This is a genomic window from Pseudomonas sp. CFBP13528, assembly GCF_005233615.1.
GTDB classification, from domain to species: Bacteria; Pseudomonadota; Gammaproteobacteria; order Pseudomonadales; family Pseudomonadaceae; genus Aquipseudomonas; species Aquipseudomonas fluorescens_AM.
The window spans coordinates 605184-630331 of sequence record NZ_QGAJ01000002.1; the positions used below are offsets into that span (position 1 = coordinate 605184).

At 60.5% G+C, this 25148-nt stretch carries 22 protein-coding genes; 10 read left to right on the forward strand and 12 right to left on the reverse strand.

Translation table 11 applies throughout. The features are described 5' to 3' along the window. Window positions 1–122: 122 nt before the first annotated feature. The 4 genes from PspCFBP13528_RS06260 to PspCFBP13528_RS06275 form a co-directional block, all read right to left on the reverse strand. A complete protein-coding gene (locus tag PspCFBP13528_RS06260) occupies window positions 123–500 on the reverse strand; it encodes a hypothetical protein (protein WP_065932867.1) in 378 nt (125 codons plus the stop codon). Window positions 501–553: 53 nt separating this feature from the next. After that, window positions 554–1363, reverse strand: coding sequence for a putative RNA methyltransferase (locus PspCFBP13528_RS06265; protein ID WP_137199820.1), 810 nt, complete (start codon window positions 1361–1363; stop codon window positions 554–556). Continuing rightward, window positions 1363–2514, reverse strand: a complete 1152-nt coding sequence (gene dapE / locus PspCFBP13528_RS06270; protein WP_065951926.1) for a succinyl-diaminopimelate desuccinylase — start codon at window positions 2512–2514, stop codon at window positions 1363–1365. The genes PspCFBP13528_RS06265 and dapE overlap by 1 nt, the downstream gene beginning before the upstream one ends. Window positions 2515–2761: 247 nt before the next feature. Next, on the reverse strand, window positions 2762–5353 hold the full coding sequence (locus PspCFBP13528_RS06275) for a glycosyltransferase (protein WP_137199821.1): 2592 nt from the start codon (window positions 5351–5353) through the stop codon (window positions 2762–2764). Window positions 5354–5570: 217 nt separating this feature from the next. On the opposite strand from PspCFBP13528_RS06275, the gene tcdA reads away from it, so the two are divergent. Continuing rightward, window positions 5571–6380: a tRNA cyclic N6-threonylcarbamoyladenosine(37) synthase TcdA gene (gene tcdA, locus PspCFBP13528_RS06280; protein ID WP_162515418.1), complete on the forward strand. Its 810-nt coding sequence runs from the start codon at window positions 5571–5573 to the stop codon at window positions 6378–6380. Window positions 6381–6495: 115 nt separating this feature from the next. On the opposite strand, the gene PspCFBP13528_RS06285 is transcribed toward tcdA, so the two are convergent. The 4 genes from PspCFBP13528_RS06285 to PspCFBP13528_RS06300 all read right to left on the reverse strand — a co-directional run bounded on the left by PspCFBP13528_RS06285 (window position 6496) and on the right by PspCFBP13528_RS06300 (window position 9556). Further along, a complete protein-coding gene (locus PspCFBP13528_RS06285) occupies window positions 6496–6909 on the reverse strand; it encodes a SufE family protein (protein ID WP_137199822.1) in 414 nt (137 codons plus the stop codon). Further along, the gene (locus PspCFBP13528_RS06290) at window positions 6906–8111 is read right to left on the reverse strand and encodes a cysteine desulfurase (protein WP_065951930.1); all 1206 of its coding nucleotides are present in this window, start codon (window positions 8109–8111) and stop codon (window positions 6906–6908) included. The genes PspCFBP13528_RS06285 and PspCFBP13528_RS06290 overlap by 4 nt, the downstream gene beginning before the upstream one ends. Window positions 8112–8180: 69 nt before the next feature. After that, a complete protein-coding gene (dapD, locus tag PspCFBP13528_RS06295) occupies window positions 8181–9215 on the reverse strand; it encodes a 2,3,4,5-tetrahydropyridine-2,6-dicarboxylate N-succinyltransferase (RefSeq protein WP_065951931.1) in 1035 nt (344 codons plus the stop codon). Window positions 9216–9247: 32 nt separating this feature from the next. Next, on the reverse strand, window positions 9248–9556 hold the full coding sequence (locus PspCFBP13528_RS06300) for an arsenate reductase (protein ID WP_232790536.1): 309 nt from the start codon (window positions 9554–9556) through the stop codon (window positions 9248–9250). 294 nt (window positions 9557–9850) lie between these two features. Between PspCFBP13528_RS06300 and PspCFBP13528_RS06305 the strand changes: the two genes are divergently transcribed. After that, a complete protein-coding gene (locus tag PspCFBP13528_RS06305) occupies window positions 9851–11494 on the forward strand; it encodes a Na+/H+ antiporter (RefSeq protein WP_065951932.1) in 1644 nt (547 codons plus the stop codon). On the opposite strand, the gene PspCFBP13528_RS06310 is transcribed toward PspCFBP13528_RS06305, so the two are convergent. The 4 genes from PspCFBP13528_RS06310 to map all read right to left on the reverse strand — a co-directional run bounded on the left by PspCFBP13528_RS06310 (window position 11487) and on the right by map (window position 17261). Beyond that, window positions 11487–12230 (reverse strand): M12 family metallopeptidase, encoded by a 744-nt coding sequence (locus PspCFBP13528_RS06310; protein ID WP_161594754.1) that lies wholly within the window; start codon window positions 12228–12230, stop codon window positions 11487–11489. The genes PspCFBP13528_RS06305 and PspCFBP13528_RS06310 overlap by 8 nt on opposite strands. 125 nt (window positions 12231–12355) lie before the next feature. After that, the gene (gene dapC / locus PspCFBP13528_RS06315) at window positions 12356–13555 is read right to left on the reverse strand and encodes a succinyldiaminopimelate transaminase (RefSeq protein ID WP_065951934.1); all 1200 of its coding nucleotides are present in this window, start codon (window positions 13553–13555) and stop codon (window positions 12356–12358) included. A gap of 157 nt (window positions 13556–13712) precedes the next feature. After that, the gene (locus PspCFBP13528_RS06320; RefSeq protein WP_101219357.1) at window positions 13713–16415 is read right to left on the reverse strand and encodes a [protein-PII] uridylyltransferase; all 2703 of its coding nucleotides are present in this window, start codon (window positions 16413–16415) and stop codon (window positions 13713–13715) included. Window positions 16416–16478: 63 nt separating this feature from the next. Further along, on the reverse strand, window positions 16479–17261 hold the full coding sequence (map, locus tag PspCFBP13528_RS06325) for a type I methionyl aminopeptidase (protein WP_057723204.1): 783 nt from the start codon (window positions 17259–17261) through the stop codon (window positions 16479–16481). Between the two features lie 388 nt (window positions 17262–17649). On the opposite strand from map, the gene rpsB reads away from it, so the two are divergent. The 8 genes from rpsB (at window position 17650) to rseP (ending at window position 25139) form a co-directional block, all read left to right on the forward strand. Beyond that, entirely contained in the window at window positions 17650–18387 is a 738-nt protein-coding gene (gene rpsB, locus PspCFBP13528_RS06330) for a 30S ribosomal protein S2 (RefSeq protein ID WP_003219330.1), read from the forward strand. A 204-nt stretch (window positions 18388–18591) separates the two neighbouring features. Next, complete coding sequence (tsf, locus tag PspCFBP13528_RS06335) at window positions 18592–19455, forward strand: translation elongation factor Ts (protein ID WP_065886087.1); 864 nt, start codon at window positions 18592–18594, stop codon at window positions 19453–19455. Between the two features lie 213 nt (window positions 19456–19668). Further along, window positions 19669–20412 (forward strand): UMP kinase, encoded by a 744-nt coding sequence (pyrH, locus tag PspCFBP13528_RS06340; RefSeq protein WP_003189161.1) that lies wholly within the window; start codon window positions 19669–19671, stop codon window positions 20410–20412. Next, a complete protein-coding gene (gene frr, locus PspCFBP13528_RS06345; RefSeq protein ID WP_065886088.1) occupies window positions 20409–20966 on the forward strand; it encodes a ribosome recycling factor in 558 nt (185 codons plus the stop codon). Before pyrH ends, frr begins: the two co-directional genes overlap by 4 nt. Before the next feature lie 17 nt (window positions 20967–20983). Continuing rightward, entirely contained in the window at window positions 20984–21739 is a 756-nt protein-coding gene (gene uppS / locus PspCFBP13528_RS06350; RefSeq protein WP_017137143.1) for a polyprenyl diphosphate synthase, read from the forward strand. Beyond that, window positions 21740–22546, forward strand: a complete 807-nt coding sequence (locus tag PspCFBP13528_RS06355; RefSeq protein ID WP_065951936.1) for a phosphatidate cytidylyltransferase — start codon at window positions 21740–21742, stop codon at window positions 22544–22546. Continuing rightward, a complete protein-coding gene (ispC, locus tag PspCFBP13528_RS06360) occupies window positions 22543–23748 on the forward strand; it encodes a 1-deoxy-D-xylulose-5-phosphate reductoisomerase (protein ID WP_137199824.1) in 1206 nt (401 codons plus the stop codon). Before PspCFBP13528_RS06355 ends, ispC begins: the two co-directional genes overlap by 4 nt. Before the next feature lie 38 nt (window positions 23749–23786). Then, a complete protein-coding gene (gene rseP / locus PspCFBP13528_RS06365) occupies window positions 23787–25139 on the forward strand; it encodes a sigma E protease regulator RseP (RefSeq protein ID WP_065951938.1) in 1353 nt (450 codons plus the stop codon). The last annotated feature ends 9 nt before the right edge of the window (window positions 25140–25148 follow it).

Sequence of the window (25148 nt, forward strand, 5' to 3'; positions counted from 1 at the left end):
GCAAGCTTCAAGCTTCAAGCTTCAAGCTTCGAGCTGCAAGCTGCAAGCTGCAAGCTGCAAGCAGATTGGCTTCAGCTTGCAGCTTGCAGCTTGCAGCTTGAGGCTTGAGCCTTGCAACCGCCTTAAGCCGTCTTCCAGGTGATTTCTTCTTCACCGTCCGCACTGATGCGCATCCAGCGGTCAGCACTTTCCTCGCCTTCTTCCTCAACCCAGGTCCCCGGTGCGCAGCGCACTTCAACGTTCAGCGCGGCAAACGCGGCGCGGGCGCAGGCGATGTCGTCGTCCCACGGGGTCTGGTCGCTTTCCAGGTACAGGCTGTTCCACTTGCCGACGGCTTTTGGCAGCCAGGTCACTGGTACGTTGCCGGCCTTGCACTTGTAGGTCTGGCCCTTCTGGACCCAGTCGGTGCATGGGCCCAGGGCGGCGCCCAGCCAGGCGGCGATGGCCTTGTAGTCGACGTCGGCGTCCTTCAGGTAAATCTCGATATCGGGTTGGCGCATGGATGTTCCTCGTTGCGGGATTCGAAAATCCATTCGCGGATGCTGAAAAAAGGTTATTGAAGCACGAAATAATCGTAGCGCATCGACACTGTGACCTGCAGCGGCTTGGCGGCCTCGATGACCTCGCTGCGTCGCTCTGCACTGGCACGCCAGCCGTGTGGGGTCATGGCCAGCAGGTTGGCGCGGTCCCTGGGTTCGGCCAGGCTCAGTGTGAACTCAAGGGTTTCGCTGTGTGCCAGGTGCATGCCATCCGGCACCAGGGCCAGATGCTTGTCGTCGGTGTACTCGCGCACTTCGTCGTACAAGCGCTCGCGCAGCTCCATCAGATGGCCACGTGTAGGACCGACCTTCATCAGGCCGCCGCCCGGGCTGAGCAGGCGCTTGGCTTCCTGCCAGTCCAACGGGCTGAACACGCTGGCGAGAAACTGGCAACTGGCGTCGGCCAACGGTACACGGGCCATGCTGGCGATCAACCAGGTCAGCGCCGGGTTGCGCTTGCACGCACGCTTGACCGCTTCCCTGGAAATATCCAGGGCGTAGCCGTCGGCGTGGGGCAGGGCGTCGGCGATCTGCGCGGTGTAGTAACCCTCGCCGCAGCCGATGTCCACCCAGCGTTGCGGCGCGCGTTCAGCGGCCAGCTCGGCCAGGCGCCTGGCGACCGGGGCGTAGTGGCCGGCGTTGAGGAAATCACGGCGTGCCTCGACCATGGCGAGATTATCACCTGGGTCGCGGCTGTTCTTGTGCTGCACCGGCAGCAGGTTGAGGTAACCCTGGCGTGCGCGGTCGAAACGGTGCCCGGCGGGGCAGGCCACGCCATTGTCCACCGCACTGAGCGGGGCATTGCAAAGGGGGCAGGCCAGCATCAGGCGAGCAACTTGATCAGGGTCTGGTAGTAGATTTCGGTCAACACATCGAGGTCGCTGGCAAGGATGCGCTCGTTGACCTGATGGATCGTCGCATTCACCGGGCCCAACTCGACCACCTGGGTGCCCAGGGTGGCGATGAAGCGCCCGTCAGACGTACCGCCACTGGTGGACGCCTTGGTCTCACGCCCGGTGATCGCCTTGATGCTGGCCGATACCGCGTCGAGCAATGCGCCCGGCTCGGTGAGGAAGGGCAGGCCCGACAGCGCCCAGTCCACATGCCAGTCCAGGCCGTGTTTATCCAGAATCGCGGCGACTCGCTGTTGCAAACCTTCCACGGTGGACTCGGTGGAGAATCGGAAGTTGAACACCGCCGTCAGGTCGCCGGGAATCACGTTGGTGGCGCCGGTGCCGGAATTGAGGTTGGAGATCTGGAAACTGGTCGGCGGGAAGAAGCTGTTGCCGTCATCCCAATGTTCGGCGGCCAATTCAGCCAGGGCCGGCGCGGCGAGGTGGATCGGGTTCTTCGCCAGGTGCGGGTAGGCCACGTGGCCCTGTACGCCGCGTACGGTCAAGGTAGCGCCGAGGGAGCCGCGACGGCCGTTCTTGACCACGTCGCCCACCAGGGTGGTGCTCGACGGTTCGCCGACGATGCACCAGTCCAGGCGCTCCTTGCGCGCGGCCAGGCGTTCGATCACGGCCTTGGTGCCATGGTGCGCCGGGCCTTCTTCATCGCTGGTGATCAGGAAAGCCACCGAACCCTTGTGGTCCGGGTAATCCCTGACGAAGCGCTCCGACGCCACCAGCATCGCGGCCAGGCTGCCTTTCATGTCCGCCGCGCCACGTCCGCACAGCATGCCGTGTTCGTCGATCAGCGCGTCGAACGGATCGTTCTGCCAGGCCTGCACCGGGCCGGTTGGGACCACGTCGGTGTGGCCGGCGAAGCACAGCACCGGGCCGTCATGTTGGCCATGGGTGGCCCAGAAGTTATCCACGTCCTCGATGCGCATCGGCTCGAGCGCAAAACCGGCGTCGCCCAGGCGCTGCATCATCAGCTTCTGGCAATCGGCATCGATCGGCGTGACCGATGGGCGACGGATCAGGTCGATGGCGAGTTGAAGGGTCGGCGAAAGGTCGGCATGGGCCGTCATGGGGAAACTCCGGAAAGCGTGTAATGGGCGCAGGACGAATGTGCTGAAACGGCGCAGATTCAATGTGGGAGGGGGCTTGCCCCCGATGGCGGTTTATCAGCAACAAATTAGCTGACTGACACGCTGCTATCGGGGGCAAGCCCCCACCCACATGAAGCAATCGGTGCTTGCCTGATCCAACAAAACGGCCGTTATCTTATAGCAAAACGGCGGCCAGAGGCCGCCGTTTAGTGCATTACGCAAGTTTTTACACCGCAGTGACAGGCTCGGCCTTCGGTGCCGGTTTGGGCAGCGACGACAGGAACGCCATGATCAAGGCGGCCACATACGGCAGCGACTGCACCAGCAGCATCACCACCCAGAAGCGCATGTCATTGCTCGGCAGGCCTTGCACCAGGTAGATACCCAAGGCCGCGCCCCACAACAGCAGCATGATGAACATTTCTTCGCGAGCCTCGGAAATCGCCACCCAGAAGCCATGGTTGTCGGCGTTTTTCGGTGTACGAAAAAACGGAATGCTGGTGGTGAAGAAACCGTACAGCACCGCCTTGGCGATGGTGTGCGACAACGCCAGGCCGGCCAGGGCCGCGCAGAATGCATCCTTGAGGTTCACTCCGACCGCACGGCGGTACAGGAAGATGATCTTGCCCACCTTGAACACGAACAGCGCCAGCGGCGGGATCGCGAAGATCAGCAACGGCGGATCGACGCGGGTCGGCACGATGATCATCGCCGCCGACCACAGCAGCGCGCCGACGGTGAAGAAGATGTTCATGCCATCGGCCACCCACGGCAGCCAGCCCGCGAGGAAGTGATAGCGCTGGCCACGGGTCAGCTCGGTGTCTTTGCCGCGCAACAGGCTGGCGGTGTGGCGCTTGATGATCTGGATCGCACCGTAGGCCCAGCGGAAACGCTGTTTCTTGAAGTCGATAAAGGTATCCGGCATCAGGCCCTTGCCATAGCTGTCGTGGTAATACGCCGCCGACAGGCCCTTTTCGAACACGCGCAGGCCCAGTTCGGCATCTTCACAGATGCACCAGTCGGCCCAGCCCAGTTCTTCGAGCACCGAGCGACGGGTCATGGTCATGGTGCCGTGCTGGATGATCGCGTCGCGGTCGTTACGGGTGACCATGCCGATATGGAAGAAACCTTTGTATTCCGCGTAGCAGAGCTTCTTGAACGTGCTTTCGTTCTGGTCGCGGTAATCCTGCGGCGATTGCACCACGGCGATTTTCGGGTCGGCGAAGTGCGGCACCATGTGCTTGAGCCAATTGGGCGACACGCAGTAGTCGGAGTCGATCACCGCGATCACTTCGGCGTCCTTGGCGGTGTGCGGGATCAGGTAGTTCAACGCGCCGCCCTTGAAACCGGCCAGGGGCGCGACGTGGAAGAACTTGAAGCGCGGGCCGAGGGTCTGGCAGTAGTCGCGCACCGGCTCCCACACCGCCGGGTCCTTGGTGTTGTTGTCGATGATCAGGACTTCGTAGTCCGGGTAATCGAGCGCCGCGAGGGCATCGAGGGTCTGTTTGACCATGTCCGGCGGCTCGTTGTAGCACGGCACATGGATCGACACTTTGGGCCGGTAGTCCGATTCCCCCTCGACCGGCAGGAATTCACGACGGCGCTTGTGGGTCCACACCGCTTCCGCCAGTTCGTGGGCTTCGGTCAACAGCACGATAAACACGCCCAGGGCGCCGAGGGCCAAGAGGATGCCGACGGTGACGCTGAACCAGGTGCTGTATTGCTGGCTGTAGTCGTAGCCGATCCACACCAGCACCGAACCGCACAGGAACGCGATAAACGTGAGGAAGGTGCGGCCACGCTGGCGCAGGGCAGAGCCGTCGATCATCAGCAGGGTCAGGGACAGCAGCGCCAGCACCACCGAGCCGATGGCCAGTACCCGCCATTGCGGGATCGCGACCACCGGGCCTTCAAAGTTGAATTTCTGCTGGCGTGCGGCGTTGAATACGCCCCAATAGGCGCCGGCCGAGCCTTCGTCGCTGACCTTCCAGGGCTGATCGAAGGCTTCGATCACGAAATAGTTGAACCCTTGGCGGTTCAGTTTATTAACCAGGGTGCGCAGGTAAACCGCCTGATCCGCAGGCGACGTTTCATTGCCACCGCGCATGCGCCCGTTGCTCGGCCAGCCAACCTCCGACAGCAGCAGCGGCTTTTTCGGGAACAGTTTCTTCAGATCCCTGGCGCGGTCGAGTACGTACTGGCCGGCCTTGTCCATCGGAATGAATTCCCAGAACGGCAGGATGTGCGCGGCGATCAAGTCGACGTGCTTGGCCAGTTGCGGGTTCTTTTCCCAGATGTGCCATTGCTCGGAGGTGGTCACCGGCACTTTTACCGCAGCGCGCACCCGGTCCAGCAACACGATCAGCGCTTCGGGGGTGATTTCCTCGCGGAACAGCGCCTCGTTACCGACCACCACCCGCACCACACTGCGCGAGTTGTTGGCGATTTCGATGGCGCGCTGGACTTCGCGCTCGTTACGCTCCAGGTCCGGGCTGATCCAGATCCCCAGGGTGACGCGCAGGCCGAACTCTTCGGCCAGCTTGGGAATGTCCCCCAGCGTGCCGTCGACCGAGTAGGTGCGGATGTTATCCGTCAGCTTGCTCATGATCGCAAGGTCCTGACGCATCTGCTCGTCGGTGGGGTACTGGTCTTTCTGCGGGTACTGGCCTTGCTGGAACGGCGAGTAGGAAAAACCGGAGATCTGCTCGGGCCAGTTGGGGGCGGTGACCGGGCGGTTGATCAGCGCCCAGAAACCCGTGAACAGCGCGGCAATTGCCAGCACGATCACCAGGTTGAGTCCAAATTTACGCGATGCCATGGTTATGTCGGGTTCCAAAGGGTGTGGAACGAAAAGAGGTGTCGGCCTACGCCAACCGGCGCGCATCCTACACTGGCCTTTCCCTGAGCGTACAGCAAGCCGAGAAAAACCGGACATTGGGCAGCGAAAGTGTCTCTAAGTTCTTAACGTGTAGCTTGTGGCTTAAAACTTATCGCTGCGTAGCCCATAATGCGCGCCGGTTTTTAGGGTAATGGTCATGAGCACAGAAGATCCGCGGTTTGCAGGCGTCGCCCGTTTGTATGGCATTGAAGGCCTGGAACGCTTGAAAGCGGCCCATGTGGCGATCGTCGGTGTCGGCGGCGTGGGCTCGTGGGCGGCGGAAGCCGTGGCCCGTTGCGGGGTGGGCGAGATTTCGCTGTTTGACCTGGACGACGTCTGCGTCAGCAACAGCAACCGCCAGTTGCATGCACTGGACAGCACCGTAGGCAAACCCAAGGTTGAAGTAATGGCCGAACGCCTGCGTGGCATCAACCCGGCGTGCACGGTGCATGCGGTGGCGGACTTCGTTACCCGCGACACCATGGCCGAATACATCACGCCAGACATCGATTGCGTGATCGACTGCATCGACGCGGTCAACGCCAAGGCGGCGCTGATTGCCTGGTGCAAGCGCCGCAAGATCCAGATCATCACCACCGGTGGCGCCGGCGGGCAGATCGATCCGACGCTGATCCAGGTGTGCGACCTCAACCGCACCTTCAACGACCCGCTGGCCTCGAAAGTGCGCTCCACCCTGCGCCGTGACTATGGTTTTTCACGCACGGTGACCCGCCATTACAGCGTGCCGTGCGTGTTTTCCACCGAGCAGCTGCGCTATCCCAAGCCGGACGGCAGCATCTGTTTGCAGAAGAGTTTCGTCGGCGATGGCGTGAAGCTGGACTGCGCCGGAGGGTTCGGTGCGGTGATGATGGTCACCGCCACGTTCGGCATGGTGGCGGCGACCAAGGCGGTGGACAAGATTGTGGCAGGCGTGCGCCGGCCGTCGGAGCGCATCAAGCCCACCTGAATCTCAGGACTTTACACAGTTCAAAATGTGGGAGGGGGCTTGCCCCCGATAGCGATGGATCAGCCAATAAATTTTTGGCTGACACACCGCATCGGGGGCAAGCCCCCTCCCACATTTAGTACATTATCTGGCTCAATGCCCGCATGCGCTGCAAGACGGCATTCAAGCCATTGCTGCGCGACGGTGATAACTGGCGCGACAGGCCCAGTTGATTGAACCACTCCGGCAGATCAACCGCCTGCAATTCAGCGGCCGACAGCCCATTGACCCGGGCCAGCAGCAACGCCACCAACCCACGAATCATCCGCGCATCGCTGCTGGCGGCAAACTGCCAATGGCCGTCCTGCAAGCGGCCCACCAGCCACACCAGGCTTTCGCAACCGTGTACCAGGTTGGCGTCGACCTTGTCTGCGTCCGCCAGCGCCGGCAGTCGCTCGCCCCATTGCATCAACAGGCGCGCACGTTGCTCCCAGCCGCCCACGGCTTGAAACGCCTCAAGTGCAGTTGCTGCCTGTTCCGGCAAGCTCATCGCAGCATGTCCAGCGCTTGGTCAAGCGCTTCAAAAAAGCGCTCCAGGTCATTGGAGTCGTTATACAGCGCCAGTGACACGCGAATCGCTCCTGATAACTGCAGTGTCTTGAGCAACGGCATCGCACAGTGATGACCGGCACGCACGGCAATCCCCTGCTCGGTCAGCAGATGCGCGAGGTCGGCGTTGTGCACGCCTTCGACCACAAAACTGGCCAGTGCCACCTGCGGCGCACCCAGTACGCGCACACCATTGCGTGCTTTCAAGCCGCGCAATAAATAGTCGTGCAGCGCCGCTTCATGGCTGACCACCGCCTGTTGATCCAGCGAAGCCAGGTAATCCAGCGTCGCCCCCAGGCCGATCACACCGGCAATCGGCGGCGTGCCAGCTTCAAAACCCAGCGGGGCAGGGCGGAAGCTGGCGCTGTGGTAGTCCGCCTGTTGCACCATCTCACCGCCAAACTGCCAGTGGCGCAGGTGATGCAAGGCGTCGTGGCGACCGTATAGCACGCCGACACCGTCCGGGCCGTACAGCTTGTGGCTGGAAAATACGTAGAAGTCGCAGCCCAGGGCCTGCACGTCGTGGCGCCCATGCACGATGCCCTGGGCGCCGTCGACCACCGTCAGCGCGCCGTGCAGGCGAGCCAGCCCCAGCAAGGCGTCGAGGGGCTGCCAGGCGCCGAGTACGTTGGATAACTGGCTTACCGCCAACAGTCGCGTGCGCGGGCCGATCAGTCGGGCGGCGGCCTCGAGGTCAATCAAGCCGTGACCGTCCAGTGGCAATACCACCAGTGTCAGTGCGCGACGCTTGGCCAGTTGCTGCCAGGGCAGCAAGTTGGCGTGGTGCTCCAGGGCGCTGATGGCAATCTCATCGCCCGCATTGAATAAGTGCTCCAGGCCATAGGCCAGGAGGTTCAGCGCAGAGGTTGCGCCGTGGGTAAACACCACCTGCCCGCTGTCGCCCGCATTCAACCACTGCGCCACCTTGCTGCGACTGTCTTCAAACGCTTGGGTCGCATGGGCCCCCGGCAAATGCTGGGCACGGTGCACATTGGCTGCGCCATTGGCGTAGTAATGGCTGATCGCGTCCAACAGGGCTTGAGGTTTCTGCGTGGTGGCGGCGCTGTCCAGGTAGGTCTGGTCTTGCCGTTGCAGGTTGGCGATGGCTGGAAAGTCAGCGCGCCAGGGGGAGGGCACAAGCATGATGTTCAAAACTCGTATAGGCGAGCCGCAACCGAAGGTACGACCCGCCAGGGGGCATCGAGTGGCTGCTTAGTTGTGAGCGTGCAGCGCTTCGTTCAGTTCGATGGCCGATTTGTGGGTTTTGCACTCCACGGCACCGGTCTCGGAGTTGCGGCGGAACAGCAGGTCCGGCTGGCCGGCCAGTTCACGCGCCTTGACCACTTTGACCAGTTGGTTCTTCTCGTCCAGCAATGCAACTTTGGTCCCGGCGGTCACATACAGGCCGGACTCCACGGTGTTGCGGTCGCCCAACGGGATACCGATACCGGCATTGGCGCCGATCAGGCAGCCTTCGCCGACCTTGATCACGATGTTGCCGCCACCCGACAGGGTGCCCATGGTGGAACAGCCGCCGCCCAGGTCGGAACCCTTGCCGACGAACACGCCCGCCGATACGCGGCCTTCGATCATGCCCGGGCCTTCGGTGCCGGCGTTGAAGTTGATGAAACCTTCGTGCATCACGGTGGTGCCTTCGCCGACGTAGGCGCCCAGGCGCAGGCGGGCTGCGTCAGCGATACGCACACCGCTCGGCACCACGTAGTCGGTCATTTTCGGGAATTTGTCCACCGAGAACACTTCCAGCAGCTCGCCACGCAGGCGCGCTTCAAGCTGGCGTTCGGCCAGTTCAGCGATATCGATGGCGCCCTGGCTGGTCCATGCCACATTCGGCAGTTGCGGGAAGACACCGGCCAGGCTCAGGCCGTGAGGCTTGACCAGGCGATGGGACAGCAGGTGCAACTTGAGGTACGCCTCAGGCGTGGAGGTCAGTGCGGCGTCTTCGGCCAGCAGCGTCGCGACCAGCGGGGTGTGGCTCTCGGCGAGTCGGTTGAGCAGTGCTGCTTGGGTAGCATCGACATTTTTGAGCGCATCAGCCAGTTGCAGCGCTTGGCTGATGGTAAAAGTGATCGCTTGATTACCTTCGGTGTAACCCAGGATCGGCGCGATGGCCGCGACGATTTCAGCCGACGGGTTGAGCAGGGGCTGTGCGTAAAACACTTCCAGCCAAGCACCTTGGCGGTTCTGAGTGCCGACGCCGAAGCCCAGGCTGAACAGGGAATGGGACATGCTGTTACCTCTACAAAAATGGAAGGGCTGGCCTACTTGAGGGCCGCCGAATAACTATCTGGCTTGAAGCCAATCAGGGTTCTGTCACCGAGATCGAGCACCGGGCGCTTGATCATCGAGGGTTGTGCGAGCATCAACTCAATGGCTTTCGACTGATCGAGATCGGCTTTGCGTTCGTCTTCGAGTTTGCGAAAGGTGGTGCCCGCACGGTTCAACACCACCTGCCAACCGTGCTCGTTGCACCATTGGGTCAAGTGTTCGCGATCAATACCGGCTGTTTTGTAATCATGGAACTCATAAGTCACCGCGTGCTCATCGAGCCAGGTGCGCGCCTTTTTCATGGTGTCGCAGGCTTTGATGCCGAAAAGGTGCAAGGTTTTGCTTGAAGCAGTCAAGGAATTGCCCCCCTTTGGACGAATGAAAAATGGAAGATCGCGGATTATGCCACGCTCAGCGCGTTTCGGCGTCGCCCGTCAGCAGGGTGCGACTTTTGTGTAAACGCCAGTGCGCGGCACAGACGGGTAACATGGCCGGGCAACATAGCCGAGTAAGATAGCCGGGTTATATGGCACTTCAACGGCCAGTTGTTGCCTGATGCCTGTCATTGCAAGTCGATTGTCCGGGAAATCCGCGTTATGCAAACCGCTTACACCGTTCTGATCCTGCTGATGCTGGTCAGCGTTTCGCGCCTGGTCGGGCGCATCATCCCACTGCCGTTGCCGTTGTTGCAGATTGCCGCCGGGGCCCTCCTGGCCTGGCCCACGTTGGGCCTGCACGTGGCGCTGGACCCGGAACTGTTTCTGTTTCTGTTCTTGCCGCCGCTGCTGTTTTCCGATGGCTGGCGCATGCCCAAGCGTGAATTGTGGCGCTTGCGCGGGCCGATCCTGACACTGGCGGTGGGGTTGGTGCTGTTCACCGTGGTCGGTGCCGGCTACTTCATTCATTGGCTGTTGCCCTCGATTCCCTTGCCGGTGGCCTTTGCCCTGGCAGCGGTGCTGTCGCCCACGGACGCCGTGGCGGTGTCCGCCATTTCCCAGAACCGTTTGCCCAAGCCGCTGATGCACATGCTTCAGGGCGAGGCCTTGATGAATGACGCATCGGGCCTGGTGACCTTCAAATTTGCCCTGGCGGCGGCGTTGACCGGTGTGTTCTCGCTGGCCGATGCCAGTTTGACTTTTGTACTGGTGGCGGTGGGCGGCCTGGCGATCGGGGTGGCGCTGAGCTGGCTGGTCGGCCGCCTGCGCGCCTGGATGATTGCGCGGGGCTGGGATGACCCGGCGACCCATGTGGTGTTCATGTTGTTGCTGCCCTTTGCTGCCTATGTACTGGCCGAACGCCTGGGCGCGTCCGGCATTCTCTCGGCGGTGGCGGCAGGCATGATGCAAAGCTGGCTCGACCTGTTGCCGCGCCAGACCAGCACGCGCTTGCTCAACCGCAGCGTGTGGTCGTTGCTGGAGTTCGCCTTCAACGGTTTGATTTTCCTGCTGCTCGGCCTGCAACTGCCGGACATCATCAAGGCGGTGGTCAGCCATGAAACCACGCTGTGGCCCACCTTGATGTATCGCTGCCTGGAAGTGGTGGCGATCTTCCTGGTGCTGGTGGTATTGCGCTTTATCTGGGTGCAGAGCATCTGGCGGCTGTCGGGTCTGCTGCGCAGGCTGCGCGGCAAAAATGCGCTGACCCTGGTGCCGACGGCCCGTTCCTGCTGGTTGTTGACCGTCGGCGGTGTGCGCGGCGCGGTGACGTTGGCGGGGGTCATGTCGGTGCCCTTGCTGCTGGCGCCGGGCCAGGACTTCCCCGAGCGTGACCTGCTGATCTTTATCGCTGCCGGGGTCATCTTGTTGTCCCTGGTCGCTGCCTGTATTGCCCTGCCATTGCTGCTGCGGGGTGTCGAGAAAGGCCCGGATGAGAAGCGCCACAACGAAGTGCGCGAGGCCTGGAAAAAGACCGCCGTGGCGGCGATCCACGCGCTGGAGGTCGAAGAACCCGCCGAAGCCGAAACGCCGGACGCCGCTCAAGCGGCATTGGCCACCGAGCTCAAGGCGCGGCTGATGGCGGAGTATCGTCATCAGTTGGACGTATTCAATGACTCGGCCGAGGCTCAGGCACTGGCGCTGCAAATGGATCAGTTGGAGCGCAGGCTGAGGCTCAAGGCGCTACGCGCGCAGCGCCTGGAACTCTACCGTTTGAGTCGCCAGCACCAGATTGGCGACGATGTACTGCGCGAAGTGTTGGCGGACCTGGACATGAGTGAAGCGAACTTGGGTAGTGTTAAGTAGTGGCGTGGCTGATCATTGCCCGGATACCTGAATTGAGCACTTTACCCAAGAGTGTTTTGTCTTCCGGATAAAGCGACTGAATGAACGTTTTATCGCCTTCAGACAGGTTGAAGTTGCGCGGGATGGGGTTACCGGTGTTGAGTCTTGAGGCGGAAAAGCCATAGTGCATGATGGATTTGTCATCATAGTTTTCAGAGGCCGTTACTTGAGGGCGTGAAAAAGTGCGGATGATATTGTCATCGGCGTGGTAGCGGAATTCCCCCCGCAATTCGTACTCGTCGTAGATGTTCTGGTTGTTCAAGTCCAACGTCCGGTCAGGGTGCTGATGCTCATGTCTGAGGCCCAAAGCATGGCCGAACTCATGCTGGATCGTGGCGGCTATGCTATCGGGAGAGCGTGTGAAGCCGATGCCCATGGTGGGCTTGGACAGTGGAACGTTTTTGGCGTCGGTACCCACTTTTGACCATCCTGGGCCATTGCCATTGTCTGCCGTGATGCGTATGTCGCCATTGGGGCCGTCAATGAACTTGAAATAGAGATTGGTGTGTGGCGCCCATTTATTGATGTTGTGCTTTACCAGGTCCTTTTGTTCTTGTGTCATGTTCAGTCGCGAGATGGTCAGCACCGAATGTTGAGGCCATAGTTTGTTCGGCGTGGCGACGCCGCGTTTAGTTCTACTGAGAGGTGCGCTCACGGAGTGCGCAGGAACGGGATGGGTGGGGATCGTGAGGGTCATGTCGTTCACCTGAGCGTTTGTACCAGATGAACGTGGGTGGAACATTCAAGAGGCTTTGTTCCCATTTATGGGTTGCAAGATACATCCGTCATGGCCGCTCCCACGGTGTGGGAGCGGCGTGAACCTCAACTGCGGCGCTGAATGAAAGCGCGTATCCGCTCAGCCGCTTCGACGCATTCGGCCAATGGCGCAACCAATGCCAGGCGTACACGGCCGGCACCGGGGTTGAAACCGTCCACTTCGCGAGACAGATAAGAGCCCGGCACCACCGTCACATGCTCTTGCACAAACAAATCGCGGCAGAAGTCCGCGTCGTCACCGTTCACATTCGGCCACAGATAAAAGCCGCCGTCCGGGCTTTGCACATCCAGCACCGGCTTGAGGATCGCCAGCACTGCGTCGAATTTTTCGCGATACAGGTCGCGGTTGGCCAGTACGTGGGCCTCGTCCTGCCAGGCTGCGATGCTGGCCAACTGGGTTTGCACCGGCATCGCGCAGCCATGGTAGGTGCGGTACAGCAGGAATGCCTTGAGGATATCCGCGTCACCCGCCACGAACCCGGAGCGTAGGCCCGGCAGGTTGGAGCGCTTGGACAGGCTGTGGAACACCACGCAACGCTTGAAGTCCTGGCGACCCAGTTCGACGCAGGCGCTCAGCAGGCCCGGCGGCGGGGTTTGTTCGTCAAAGTACAGCTCGCTGTAGCATTCGTCGGCGGCAATCACGAAGTCGTGCTCGTCGGCCAGGGCGATCAGCTTTTTCAGGGTGTCCGCCGGAATCAGCGCGCCGGTCGGGTTGCCCGGGGAGCACAGGAACAGGATCTGGCAACGTTTCCAGATGTCCGGCGACACGGCATCGAAGTCCGGGTTGAAACCATTGGTGTCCAGGCACGCCAAGTAATGCGGCTTGGCCCCGGCGAGGAACGCGGCGCCTTCGTAGATCTGGTAGAACGGGTTCGGGCTCACCACCAGCGCGTCGTCACCGCGATTGACCACGGTCTGGGTAAAGGCGAACAACGCCTCTCGCGTACCGTTGACCGGCAGGATGTTGCGCGCCGGGTCCAGCCAGCCTTGCGGGACGTTGAAGCGGCGCTCGCACCAGGCTCCAATCGCCTCGCGCAGTGCGGGGATGCCCAGTGTGGTCGGGTACACGGCCATCTGATCGAGGTTGTTACTCAACGCTTCGGCGACGAAGGTCGGGGATTTGTGCTTGGGTTCGCCGATGGACAGCGCAATCGGGCGTTTGTCCGGGTTCGGTGTGACGCTGCCGAGCAGGGCGCGCAGTTTCTCGAACGGGTAAGGCTGCAGCTGGTTCAGAGCGTTGTTCATCGCAAGTCTCGTCAAATTCAGTTGTCGGCACGCGGTCTGGTTGCCGGCGAAAATTCAATGTGGGAGGGGGCTTGCTCCCGATTGCGTTGTGTCAGTCAGCTGATCTTTATCTGATCCACTGCTATCGGGAGCACGCCCCTCTCACATAAGCCTGTGTTCATAGGGTCAAGCGTGTCAGCTCGACGCCCGGTTCCTGGGTCACGCTCAATTGCTCCACGATCGCCTCCTGCAAGCGGCGGCACAGCTCAGGGTCGGACAGCGGCTGGTTGTCGGCGTCGGTGATGAAGAACACGTCTTCCACGCGCTCGCCGAGGGTCGCGATCTTGGCGTTTTGCAGCGACAGGTCGAATTCCAGGAAAATCCCGCCGATCCGTGCCAGCAGGCCCGGGCGATCCGGCGCGCTGAGCTCCAGTAAGGTGACCGGGCGCTGGGCGTCGTTGGAAATAGTCACTTGGGGGGCAAAGGCAAAGTGCTTGAGCTGGCGCGGTACGCGGCGCTGGATGATGGTCGGATAATCATCCGGGTTGCGCAGGGCTTCGGTCAGGCCTTCGCGGATCTTCTTCACACGCACCGGATTATCGCCGATCGAGTCGCCATCGGTGTCGAGCACAATATAGGTGTCGAGGGTGAACTGGCTGCTGGAGGTGATCACCCGGGCATCATGAATGTTCAGGTTGAGCTGGTCCATGGCCGCCACGGTTACGGCGAAGAAGTCGTGCTGGTCCGGCGCGTAGATGAAGATCTGCGTGCCGCCTTCGAATTCGCGCTGGGTGGTTTCCTTGATCAGTACCAGCGGGCCACCATCGGCCGGCTGTTGAAGGATGGCGTCAGTGTGCCAGGCGACGTCGCCGGCGGTGTGGCGCAGGAAATAATCGTCACCCAGTTGCGACCACAATTGTTCGACGTCATCCGGGTCGTTGCCCCCGCGCACCAGGATATCCAGGGCCGCGCTTTGGGTGCGGCGGATCTGCTCTTCACGGTCCACCGGGTTTTCCAGGCCGCGGCGCAGGGCGCGCTTGGTCTCGGTGTACAGCTGGCGCAACAGGCTGGCGCGCCAGGAATTCCAGAGCGTAGGGTTGGTGGCGTTGATGTCGGAGACGGTCAGCACGTAGAGGTAGTCGAGGCGGGTCTCATCGCCCACGATCTGCGCGAAGTCGTGGATGACTTGCGGGTCGGACAAGTCCTTACGCTGGGCAGTGGTCGACATGACCAGGTGGTTCTGCACCAGCCAGACAATCAGGCGGCTGTCCCACAACGGCAATTGGTGACGCTGGCAGAACGCTTCGGCATCGACTGCGCCGATCTCCGAGTGATCGCCGTGCCGGCCTTTGCCGATGTCGTGGTACAGGCCGGCCAGGTAAATCAGTTCCGGCTTGGGCAGCTTGGCCATGAGCTTGCTGGCCAGTGGGAATTTCTCTGACACCTGGGTGTACTGCAACTTACGCAAATGCTTGATCAGGTTCAGGGTGTGCGCGTCCACGGTATAGATGTGGAACAGGTCATGCTGCATCTGCCCGACGATAAAGCCGAACTCGGGCAGGTAGCGCCCGAGGATGCCGTAGCGGTTCATCCGCCGCAGGTTGCGGTGGATGCCGATCTTGCACTTGAACAGTTCGATAAACAGGCTGGTGTTGCGGATGTCGTGACGAAATGCCTCGTCGATCAGATGGCGGTTTTCCCGCAGCAGGCGGATGGTGTCGGCGCGCACGCCTTTGATTTCCGGCTGCTGGGCCATCAGCACGAAGATTTCCAGCATGGCGAACGGCGTGCGGCGGAACACGTTGTCGTTGCGCGCCTCGATATAGCCATCATGCAGTTGGAAGCGTGCGTTGATCGGCTGCGGCGGCGCTTCGTCTTCGGGCGCCAGGATCACTTCTTCGAAGTGCTGGATGATCAGGTCGCTGAGCTGGGCGATGCTCATCACCACCCGGTAATACTGCTGCATGAAGCTTTCGATGCTGGTCTTCGCATCTTCGCCTTCGAAACCCAGCAAGGTGGCGATGGAGCGCTGGTGGTCGAACAGCAGGCGGTCCTCGGAGCGCCCGGCGAGCATGTGCAGGGCGTAGCGCACCTTCCACAGGAACTCCTGGGACGAGGCCAGCAGCGCGTTTTCACTTTCCACCAGAAAGCCCTCGCCGGCCAGGGCGCGCAGGTTCAGGGTGCCGTACTGACGACGGGCGACCCACAAGATCGTCTGGATATCGCGCAACCCGCCCGGCGAACCTTTGACGTTGGGTTCCAGGTTGTATTCGGTGTCGTTGTATTTGTGGTGCCGTGCCTTTTGCTCGGCGTGCTTGGCCAGGAAAAACTCCTTGCTTGGCCACATGTGCGCGGTGCTGGTGACCTCGAGCATGCGCTGGCGCAGGCGCTCGGGGCCACAGATGGTGCGGCTTTCCATCAGGTTGGTGACGACCGTCAAGTCGGCGCGGGCCTCGTCGGCGCACTCTTGGACCGAGCGTACGCTCTGGCCGACTTCCAGGCCGATGTCCCACAACAGCGTCAGAAAGCGCTCGATGGAATCGCGAAAAATCTCATGGTCGGCGCTGTCCAGCAGGATCAGCAGGTCGATGTCGGAGTAGGGGTGCAGCTCGCCACGCCCGTAGCCGCCGACCGCCACCAGGGCGATATCCGCCTCGGTGCTCCAGCTGAACTGTTCCCAGGCTTTTTGCAGGATATTGTCGACGAACCAGGCGCGGTCCTCGATCAGCCTGCGTATGTCGCGGCCGCTGCGAAAGCGCGCGTCGAGCACGTCGCGCGCCTGGCGGATCGCTTTCTTGAACGCGGCGATGGGGCTTGCCTTCAACGCCAGTTCGGCCTGGAACTGGCCACGGTCGAAGAGTTCGGGATCCACCTGGGGCATCGATCGGCTTTCCTTTCTATCTGTCAGTCAGTCATTACACCGTTGGGAAAACCTGCCCGGCCTCTACGCCGAAACGCGTGGAATCGTGTCATCGGCGCGCAGGGTGAAGATCTCGTAGCCGGTCTCGGTGACCAGCAGGGTGTGTTCCCACTGCGCCGAGAGCTTGCGGTCCTTGGTGATGGCGGTCCAGCCGTCGCCCAGCACCTTGGTATCGGCCTTGCCCTGGTTGATCATCGGCTCGATGGTAAAGGTCATGCCAGCCTTGAGTTCCATGCCGGTGCCGGCGCGGCCGTAGTGCAGGATCTGCGGTTCTTCGTGGAAGACGGTGCCGATGCCGTGGCCGCAGAACTCGCGTACCACCGAGAAACCGTTCTTTTCGGCGTGTTTCTGAATCACTTCACCGATATCGCCCAGGCGGCAGCCGGGCTTGACGATCTCGATGGCCTTGTACATGCATTCCTGGGTCACCTGGGACAGGCGCTCGGCCCAGGGCGCCACGGTGCCGACATGGAACATGCGGCTGGTGTCGCCGAAGTAACGGTCCTTGATCACGGTGACGTCGATGTTCAGGGTGTCGCCATCCTTCAGCGGCTTGTCACCCGGAATCCCGTGGCAGACCACGTGGTTGACCGAGGTGCAGATCGACTTGGGGAAGCCCTTGTAGTTCAGCGGAGCAGGGATGGCGCCTTGCACGTTGACTATATAGTCGTGGCAGATCTGGTTCAGTGCTTCAGTGGTGACGCCGGGCTTGACGTGTTCGGCGATCATTTCCAGAACGTCGGCAGCCAGCTTTCCGGCAATGCGCATGCCGGCGATGTCTTCGGCGGTTTTCAAACTCACGGTCATACAGGCTCTCTCTAGCGCAATACGCTGAAATCAATTCGGTTGACGGGCGTGCGACAAAAAGCTTGCAGGATTCGCACAAGCCACAAAAAACGCGATTCTAACAGACGATGGCGTCAAATCATGAGCCTCTGATGATCGCTTCTCTCTATAAGGTAGGGGTAGGTCGGCTCTGTTCAAGGGCTTGCGCAAGCGCGGCGCGCGGCAAACGTGAATGCGTGTTCCGTTTTTGCCGATGCTGTGGTATAAAATGCGCCGCTTTCCGGGGATACCCCGCAGAGCTTAAATCCACACACGTGTCGACACGATGACCTGGGTGCCGGAGGCCTTGATGCCGCTGGTTGGTCATTGGGATACGTGGAGGCCAAACCCGACTTATTAAGGAACTATCATGTCCCAAGTCAACATGCGCGATATGCTGAAGGCCGGTGTGCACTTCGGTCACCAGACCCGTTACTGGAACCCGAAAATGGGTAAGTACATTTTCGGCGCACGTAACAAGATCCACATTATCAACCTTGAAAAAACCCTGCCTATGTTCAACGAAGCGCTGACCTTCGTAGAGCGCCTGGCTCAGGGCAAAAACAAGATTCTGTTCGTTGGCACCAAGCGTTCCGCTGGCAAGATCGTTGCTGAAGAAGCAGCACGTTGCGGTTCGCCGTACGTCGATCACCGCTGGTTGGGCGGCATGCTGACCAACTTCAAAACCATCCGTGCTTCCATCAAGCGTCTGCGTGACCTTGAAGTGCAAGCCGAAGACGGTACTTTCGCCAAGCTGACCAAGAAAGAGGCGCTGATGCGCACTCGCGACCTGGAAAAGCTCGATCGTTCCCTGGGTGGTATCAAGGACATGGGCGGTCTGCCTGACGCACTGTTCGTTATCGACGTTGATCACGAGCGCATCGCGATCACCGAAGCCAACAAGCTGGGCATCCCTGTTATCGGCGTAGTCGATACCAACAGCAGCCCGGAAGGTGTTGACTACATCATCCCAGGCAACGATGACGCAATCCGCGCTATCCAGTTGTACATGGGTTCGATGGCTGACGCTGTAATCCGTGGTCGTAACCACGTTGCTGGTGGTACCGAGCAGTTCGTTGAAGAAGCTCCGGTCGCTGCCGCTGAGTAACTGACGCCCTGGCGTTGACTCAGTAAGCAAAAAGGGGGCTTGGCCCCCTTTTTGCCACCTCGAAAACCGTTTGTCGGCGCCCATTTGTAGCAGCGCAACATTGCGACTGTAACGTGCAGCAGCTAACAACGGTGGTTCGGGAAGAATTGATCCCCCGTTCGATCGGGTGGAATGGTTGAAAACCTATCCAAGAGGAATTTGAAAATGGCAGCAATTACTGCAGCGTTGGTTAAAGAACTGCGTGAGCGTACCGGCGAAGGCATGATGGATTGCAAGAAAGCCCTGGAAAAGGCTGACGGCGACATTGAAAAAGCCATTGATGACATGCGTGCTTCCGGCGCGATCAAGGCTGCCAAGAAAGCAGGCAACGTAGCTGCTGAAGGCGCTATCGCTCTGAAAGAAGACGGCAAATCCGCCGTTCTGCTGGAAGTGAACTCGCAGACCGACTTCCTGGCTCTGCAGGACGACTTCAAGGCATTTGTTGCTGCCAGCGTTGATAAAGCGTTCGCCGACAAGCTGACTGATGTCGCTCCGCTGATCGAGGCTCAAGAAGCTGCACGCCTGGTTCTGGTTGGCAAGGTTGGCGAAAACGTCAACATTCGTCGCCTGACCCGTGTGGAAGGTGATGTTGTTGGTGGTTACCTGCACGGCAACAAAATCGGTGTAGCGGTTGTTCTGAAAGGCGGCGACGTTGAGCTGGCTAAAGACATCGCCATGCACGTTGCTGCAAGCAACCCTGAGTTCCTGCTGCCTTCGGAAGTGTCTGCCGAAGCGATCGAGCGTGAGAAAGCTGTGTTCCTGCAGCTGAACGAAGAAAAAATCAAAGGCAAGCCAGAAAACATTGTTGAAAATATGGTCAAGGGCCGTATCAGCAAGTTCCTGGCTGAAGCAAGCCTGGTTGAGCAGGCGTTCGTCAAGAACCCTGAAATCAAGGTGGGCGAACTGGCCAAGAAAGCCGGTGCTGAAATCGTTTCCTTCACCTACTTCAAAGTAGGCGACGGCATCGAGAAGCCGGTCGACAACTTCGCTGAAGAAGTTGCTGCCCAGCTGGCTGCCGCCAAGCAATAAGACAGTTTTCAACTGTCGCCCGAAAGAGGCTGCCCGCTCACGCGCGCAGCCTCTTTTCAAATGGGAAGGCTAATTTTATTTGGCTTCCCCTTGGAACTGGCTTACAAAGCCGTGTTCCGATGGCGCTGTGATAGCGTCCAGCTAGAGTGAACGCAAGCCGTAAACGGCTCGCCAAGAATTTTTTAAGAAAATACGCCGCAGGAGAGATTCGCAATGGCTCAGCAGGGCAGTGGTTATCAGGCTCGCTATAAACGCATTCTACTCAAGCTCAGCGGCGAGGCCCTGATGGGCTCGGAAGAGTTCGGGATCGACCCCAAGGTGCTTGACCGCATGGCGCTCGAAGTCGGCCAATTGGTCGGTATCGGTGTTCAAGTGGGCCTGGTGATCGGCGGTGGCAACCTGTTCCGCGGTGCGGCGCTGAGTGCTGCCGGCATGGATCGGGTCACTGGCGACCACATGGGTATGCTGGCCACTGTGATGAACGCCCTGGCCATGCGTGACGCCCTGGAGCGCGCCAATATCTCGGCCATCGTGATGTCGGCGATTTCCATGGTCGGCGTGACCGATCACTACGATCGCCGCAAAGCCATGCGCCACCTGAACTCCAAGGAAGTGGTGATCTTCGCCGCAGGCACCGGTAACCCGTTCTTCACCACCGATTCGGCCGCGTGTCTGCGCGCTATCGAAATCGACGCCGACGTGGTGCTGAAGGCGACCAAGGTGGATGGCGTATACACTGCAGATCCATTCAAAGACCCGCATGCCGAGAAGTTCGATCATCTGACCTACGATGAAGTACTGGATCGCAAGCTGGGTGTGATGGACCTGACGGCTATCTGCCTGTGCCGCGACCACAAGATGCCGCTGCGCGTATTTAACATGAACAAGCCCGGCGCCCTGCTGAATATCGTACACGGCGGCGCGGAAGGGACTCTGATCGAGGAAGGCCAACAATGATCAACGAAATCAAGAAAGACGCTCAAGAGCGTATGCACAAATCCCTGGAGTCGCTCAACCATGCGTTCGGTCAGATTCGTACCGGCAAAGCGCACCCGAGCATCCTGGGCAGCGTGATGGTGCCGTACTACGGCACGGACACGTCCATCACCCAGGTGGCCAACATCACCGTAAAAGACTCGCGCACCCTGCAAGTCGTGGCCTTCGAGCGCAACATGCTCGGTGCTGTCGACAAGGCCATCCAGAGCGCCGGTTTGAACCTCAACCCGACCAACCTGGGCGAGTTGCTGCTGATTTCCATGCCTGCCCTGACCGAAGAAACCCGCAAGGGCTTCACCAAGCAGGCGCGCAGCGCGGCTGAAGATGCACGCGTGGCCGTGCGCAATATCCGTCGCGATGCTTTGGGTGATCTGAAGAAGCTGGTCAAGGACAAGGAAATCAGCGAAGACGAAGAACGTCGCGCCGTTGCCGATATCGATAAGCTGACCAAGGATGCGGAGGCCCAGATCACCAAGGCCACCGAAGAAAAAGAAAAGGACCTGATGGCCGTATAAGGGGTCAGGACGCCTTCATGGAAAAGACCAAGCAGACTGTGCCCTCTGTGGTGCCGCGCCATGTCGCGATCATCATGGATGGGAATAATCGCTGGGCGAAGAAACGCTTTATGCCGGGTGTTGCCGGGCATAAAGCGGGTGTCGATGCGGTGCGCGCTGTCATCGAAGTGTGTGCCGAAGCCAAGGTCGAAGTGCTGACGCTGTTTGCCTTTTCCAGTGAGAACTGGCAACGGCCTGCCGAAGAAGTCAGCGCCTTGATGGACCTGTTCTTCAAGGCGCTGCGTCGCGAGGCCAAGCGCCTCAATGACAACAACATCAGCCTGCGTATCATTGGGGATCGCTCCCGGTTCCACCCGGAGCTGCAAGCGGCCATGCGTGAAGCCGAGGCGATCACTGCCGGCAGCAACCGTTTTGTGCTGCAGATCGCAGCCAACTACGGCGGCCAGTGGGACATTGCCCAGGCTGCGCAGCGACTGGCCCGCGAAGTGCAGGCCGGTCATCTGCGGCCCGACGACATCACGCCCGAACTGTTGCAAACCTGCCTGGTGACCGGCGACTTGCCGTTGCCGGACTTGTGCATCCGTACCGGTGGCGAGCATCGCATCAGCAATTTCCTGCTGTGGCAGCTAGCCTATACCGAGCTGTACTTCTCCGACCTGTTCTGGCCGGACTTCAAACACGATGCCATGCGCAATGCGCTGGCTGATTTCGCTTCCCGTCAGCGTCGCTTCGGTAAAACGAGCGAGCAGATCGAAGCTGGAGCCCGGGTTTAAATGCTTAAACAACGAATCATCACGGCACTGATCCTGCTGCCGATTGCCTTGTGCGGTTTTTTCCTGCTCGAGGGTTCCGGGTTTGCGCTGTTCATCGGCCTGGTCGTCACGCTCGGCGCATGGGAGTGGGCGCGCCTGGCGGGTTTCAGCGACCAATTGCCCCGTATGGCGTATGCCGCAATCGTCGCGCTGTTGCTGTTCCTGATGTACATCCTGCCCGATATCGCGCCCTGGGTGCTGGGGGCGGCGGTACTGTGGTGGGCCACGGCGACGTTCCTGGTGCTGACCTATCCGCGTACCAGCGGCCAGTGGTCCAGTGTGGCGTGCAAGTTGGTGATTGGCTTGCTGATCCTGCTGCCGGCCTGGCAAGGACTGGTGGAGATCAAGCGTTTCCCGAACGGCAACGAATTGATCCTGGCCGTCATGGTGCTGGTCTGGGGGGCTGACATCGGCGCCTACTTTTCGGGCCGGGCCTTTGGCAAGCGTAAACTGGCGCCTGCCGTCAGCCCGGGCAAGAGCTGGGAAGGTGTATACGGGGGGCTGGCCTTGACGCTGCTGATTGCGTTGGTGGTCGGTGTGCTGCGTGACTGGTCGGTGAAGCAGATTATCCTGGCCTTGCTGGGGACTGCCGTGGTCGTATTCATTTCGGTGGTGGGCGACCTCACCGAAAGCATGTTCAAGCGTCAGGCCGGGATCAAGGACAGCAGTAACCTGCTGCCAGGTCACGGTGGCGTGCTGGACCGTATTGATAGTCTCACCGCTGCGTTGCCGATCTTTGCCGTGTTGCTGTGGATGATCGCTTCGTGAGCCGCTTGCAACAGGTCACCGTGCTGGGAGCGACGGGCTCGGTCGGGCTGAGCAGCCTGGATGTAATCGCCCGTCATCCTGACCGTTATCAGGTATTTGCCCTGACTGGCTTCACGCGTATGAGCGAACTGCTGGCGCTGTGCGTGCGTCACTCGCCGCGTTTTGCGGTGGTGCCGCAGGCAGCTGCTGCGCGAGGGCTGCAGGATGACCTGCGCGCTGCCGGCCTTGCTACCCAAGTGCTGGTGGGCGAGGAAGGTCTGTGCCAGGTGTCGGCGGATGCCGAAGTGGATACGGTCGTGGCGGCGATAGTCGGGGCGGCGGGTTTGCGTCCCACACTGGCCGCAGTCGACGCGGGCAAAAAGATCCTGCTGGCCAATAAAGAAGCCCTGGTCATGTCCGGCGCGCTCTTCATGCAGGCTGTGCGCAAGAGCGGTGCGGTCCTGTTGCCCCTCGACAGTGAGCACAACGCGATTTTTCAGTGCATGCCCGCCGATTTTGCCCGCGGCTTGAGCCAGGTGGGTGTGCGTCGGATTTTGCTCACGGCTTCCGGTGGACCTTTCCGGCAAACTCCGCTGGATGAGCTGGAGCATGTATCGCCGGACCAGGCGTGTGCGCATCCGAATTGGTCCATGGGGCGCAAAATCTCCGTGGACTCGGCAAGCATGATGAACAAAGGGCTGGAGCTGATCGAGGCGTGCTGGTTGTTCGATGCGCGGCCCGACCAGGTGGAAGTGGTGATTCACCCTCAAAGTGTGATTCATTCCCTGGTCGATTACGTAGACGGCTCGGTACTGGCGCAATTGGGTAACCCCGATATGCGCACACCGATCGCCAATGCCTTGGCTTGGCCGGAACGGATTGACTCCGGTGTGGCGCCGTTGGACCTGTTTGCGATTGCGCGCCTGGACTTTCAAGCGCCGGACGAGCAGCGCTTCCCGTGCCTGCGTCTGGCCCGGCAAGCGGCCGAGGCGGGTAACAGTGCGCCAGCCATGCTTAATGCAGCCAATGAAGTGGCCGTGGCAGCGTTTCTCGAACGGCGCATCCGCTTTCCGCAGATCGCGAGTATCATCGAGGACGTTCTGAATCTTGAGCCGGTAGTGGCTGTGAATGATCTGGGAGCAGTGTTCGAGGCGGATACCAAGGGCCGGGCCCTGGCCGAGCAATGGCTGGACCGCAACGCGCGTCAGGTTGTGGGCGGGTGAGCGCCTTCAGGCATCGTATTGAAATGCGGAGAAATTAGATGAGTGCGCTCTACATGATTGTCGGCACCCTGGTTGCTCTGGGCGTGCTGGTTACCTTCCACGAATTCGGCCACTTCTGGGTGGCGCGTCGTTGCGGCGTCAAGGTATTGCGCTTTTCCGTCGGTTTCGGCATGCCGCTGGTTCGCTGGCATGATCGTCGTGGCACTGAGTTCGTGATCGCAGCTATCCCGTTGGGTGGCTATGTGAAGATGCTCGATGAGCGAGAAGGCGAAGTGCCTGCGGATCAGTTGGACCAGTCCTTCAACCGCAAGACCGTTCGTCAGCGGATCGCCATCGTGGCTGCCGGCCCGATCGCCAACTTCCTGCTGGCGATGGTGTTTTTCTGGGTCCTCGCCATGCTGGGCAGCCAGCAGGTGCGCCCGGTCATCGGTGCGGTCGAGTCGGGCAGTATTGCGGCCAAGGCCGGGTTGGTGGCAGGGCAGGAAATTGTTTCCATTGATGGCGAGCCCACCACCGGTTGGGGCGCGGTCAATTTGCAGTTGGTGCGTCGACTGGGCGAGAGCGGTACTGTCAATGTGGTGGTGCGCGAGCAGGACTCCAGTGCCGAAAGCCCGCGTGAGCTGGCGTTGGACCGTTGGCTTCAAGGCGCTGACGAGCCGGATCCGATCAAATCCCTGGGCATTCGTCCCTGGCGTCCGGCGTTGCCGCCAGTACTGGCCGAGCTGGATCCCAAGGGCCCGGCCCAGGCCGCGGGTCTTAAGACCGGCGATCGGCTGTTGGCCCTTGATGGCCAGGCACTGGGTGACTGGCAGCAAGTGGTCGATCTGGTGCGTGTACGTCCTGATACCAAAATTGTGCTGAAAGTTGAGCGTGAAGGTGCTCAAATCGACGTCCCCGTGACCTTGTCGGTTCGTGGGGAGGCCAAGGCCGCCGGGGGTTACCTGGGTGCCGGGGTCAAAGGTGTCGAGTGGCCGCCATCGATGGTGAGAGAGGTCAGCTTCGGGCCGTTGGCCGCGATTGGCGAGGGTGCTAAACGCACTTGGACCATGAGCGTGCTGACCCTCGAATCCCTCAAGAAAATGTTGTTCGGCGAGCTCTCGGTAAAAAACTTGAGTGGACCGATAACCATTGCTAAAGTGGCGGGCGCTTCTGCCCAGTCGGGTGTCGCGGATTTCCTGAATTTCCTGGCTTATCTGAGTATCAGCCTTGGAGTTCTGAATTTGCTGCCCATTCCAGTATTGGATGGGGGGCATCTGCTGTTTTATCTGGTCGAGTGGGTGCGTGGTCGCCCCTTGTCGGATCGGGTGCAGGGTTGGGGGATACAGATCGGTATCAGTTTGGTGGTCGGAGTGATGTTGTTAGCTCTGGTCAACGATCTGGGACGACTGTAACGCTTCGCT

Coding starts and splice junctions, on each gene's coding strand:
- PspCFBP13528_RS06260 (WP_065932867.1), bottom strand. CDS start 500: ATGCGCCAACCCGATATCGAGATTTACCTGAAGGACGCCGACGTCGAC.
- PspCFBP13528_RS06265 (WP_137199820.1), bottom strand. CDS start 1,363: ATGCTGGCCTGCCCCCTTTGCAATGCCCCGCTCAGTGCGGTGGACAAT.
- dapE (WP_065951926.1), bottom strand. CDS start 2,514: ATGACGGCCCATGCCGACCTTTCGCCGACCCTTCAACTCGCCATCGAC.
- PspCFBP13528_RS06275 (WP_137199821.1), bottom strand. CDS start 5,353: ATGGCATCGCGTAAATTTGGACTCAACCTGGTGATCGTGCTGGCAATT.
- tcdA (WP_162515418.1), top strand. CDS start 5,571: ATGAGCACAGAAGATCCGCGGTTTGCAGGCGTCGCCCGTTTGTATGGC.
- PspCFBP13528_RS06285 (WP_137199822.1), bottom strand. CDS start 6,909: ATGAGCTTGCCGGAACAGGCAGCAACTGCACTTGAGGCGTTTCAAGCC.
- PspCFBP13528_RS06290 (WP_065951930.1), bottom strand. CDS start 8,111: ATGCTTGTGCCCTCCCCCTGGCGCGCTGACTTTCCAGCCATCGCCAAC.
- dapD (WP_065951931.1), bottom strand. CDS start 9,215: ATGTCCCATTCCCTGTTCAGCCTGGGCTTCGGCGTCGGCACTCAGAAC.
- PspCFBP13528_RS06300 (WP_232790536.1), bottom strand. CDS start 9,556: ATGAAAAAGGCGCGCACCTGGCTCGATGAGCACGCGGTGACTTATGAG.
- PspCFBP13528_RS06305 (WP_065951932.1), top strand. CDS start 9,851: ATGCAAACCGCTTACACCGTTCTGATCCTGCTGATGCTGGTCAGCGTT.
- PspCFBP13528_RS06310 (WP_161594754.1), bottom strand. CDS start 12,230: ATGACCCTCACGATCCCCACCCATCCCGTTCCTGCGCACTCCGTGAGC.
- dapC (WP_065951934.1), bottom strand. CDS start 13,555: ATGAACAACGCTCTGAACCAGCTGCAGCCTTACCCGTTCGAGAAACTG.
- PspCFBP13528_RS06320 (WP_101219357.1), bottom strand. CDS start 16,415: ATGCCCCAGGTGGATCCCGAACTCTTCGACCGTGGCCAGTTCCAGGCC.
- map (WP_057723204.1), bottom strand. CDS start 17,261: ATGACCGTGAGTTTGAAAACCGCCGAAGACATCGCCGGCATGCGCATT.
- rpsB (WP_003219330.1), top strand. CDS start 17,650: ATGTCCCAAGTCAACATGCGCGATATGCTGAAGGCCGGTGTGCACTTC.
- tsf (WP_065886087.1), top strand. CDS start 18,592: ATGGCAGCAATTACTGCAGCGTTGGTTAAAGAACTGCGTGAGCGTACC.
- pyrH (WP_003189161.1), top strand. CDS start 19,669: ATGGCTCAGCAGGGCAGTGGTTATCAGGCTCGCTATAAACGCATTCTA.
- frr (WP_065886088.1), top strand. CDS start 20,409: ATGATCAACGAAATCAAGAAAGACGCTCAAGAGCGTATGCACAAATCC.
- uppS (WP_017137143.1), top strand. CDS start 20,984: ATGGAAAAGACCAAGCAGACTGTGCCCTCTGTGGTGCCGCGCCATGTC.
- PspCFBP13528_RS06355 (WP_065951936.1), top strand. CDS start 21,740: ATGCTTAAACAACGAATCATCACGGCACTGATCCTGCTGCCGATTGCC.
- rseP (WP_065951938.1), top strand. CDS start 23,787: ATGAGTGCGCTCTACATGATTGTCGGCACCCTGGTTGCTCTGGGCGTG.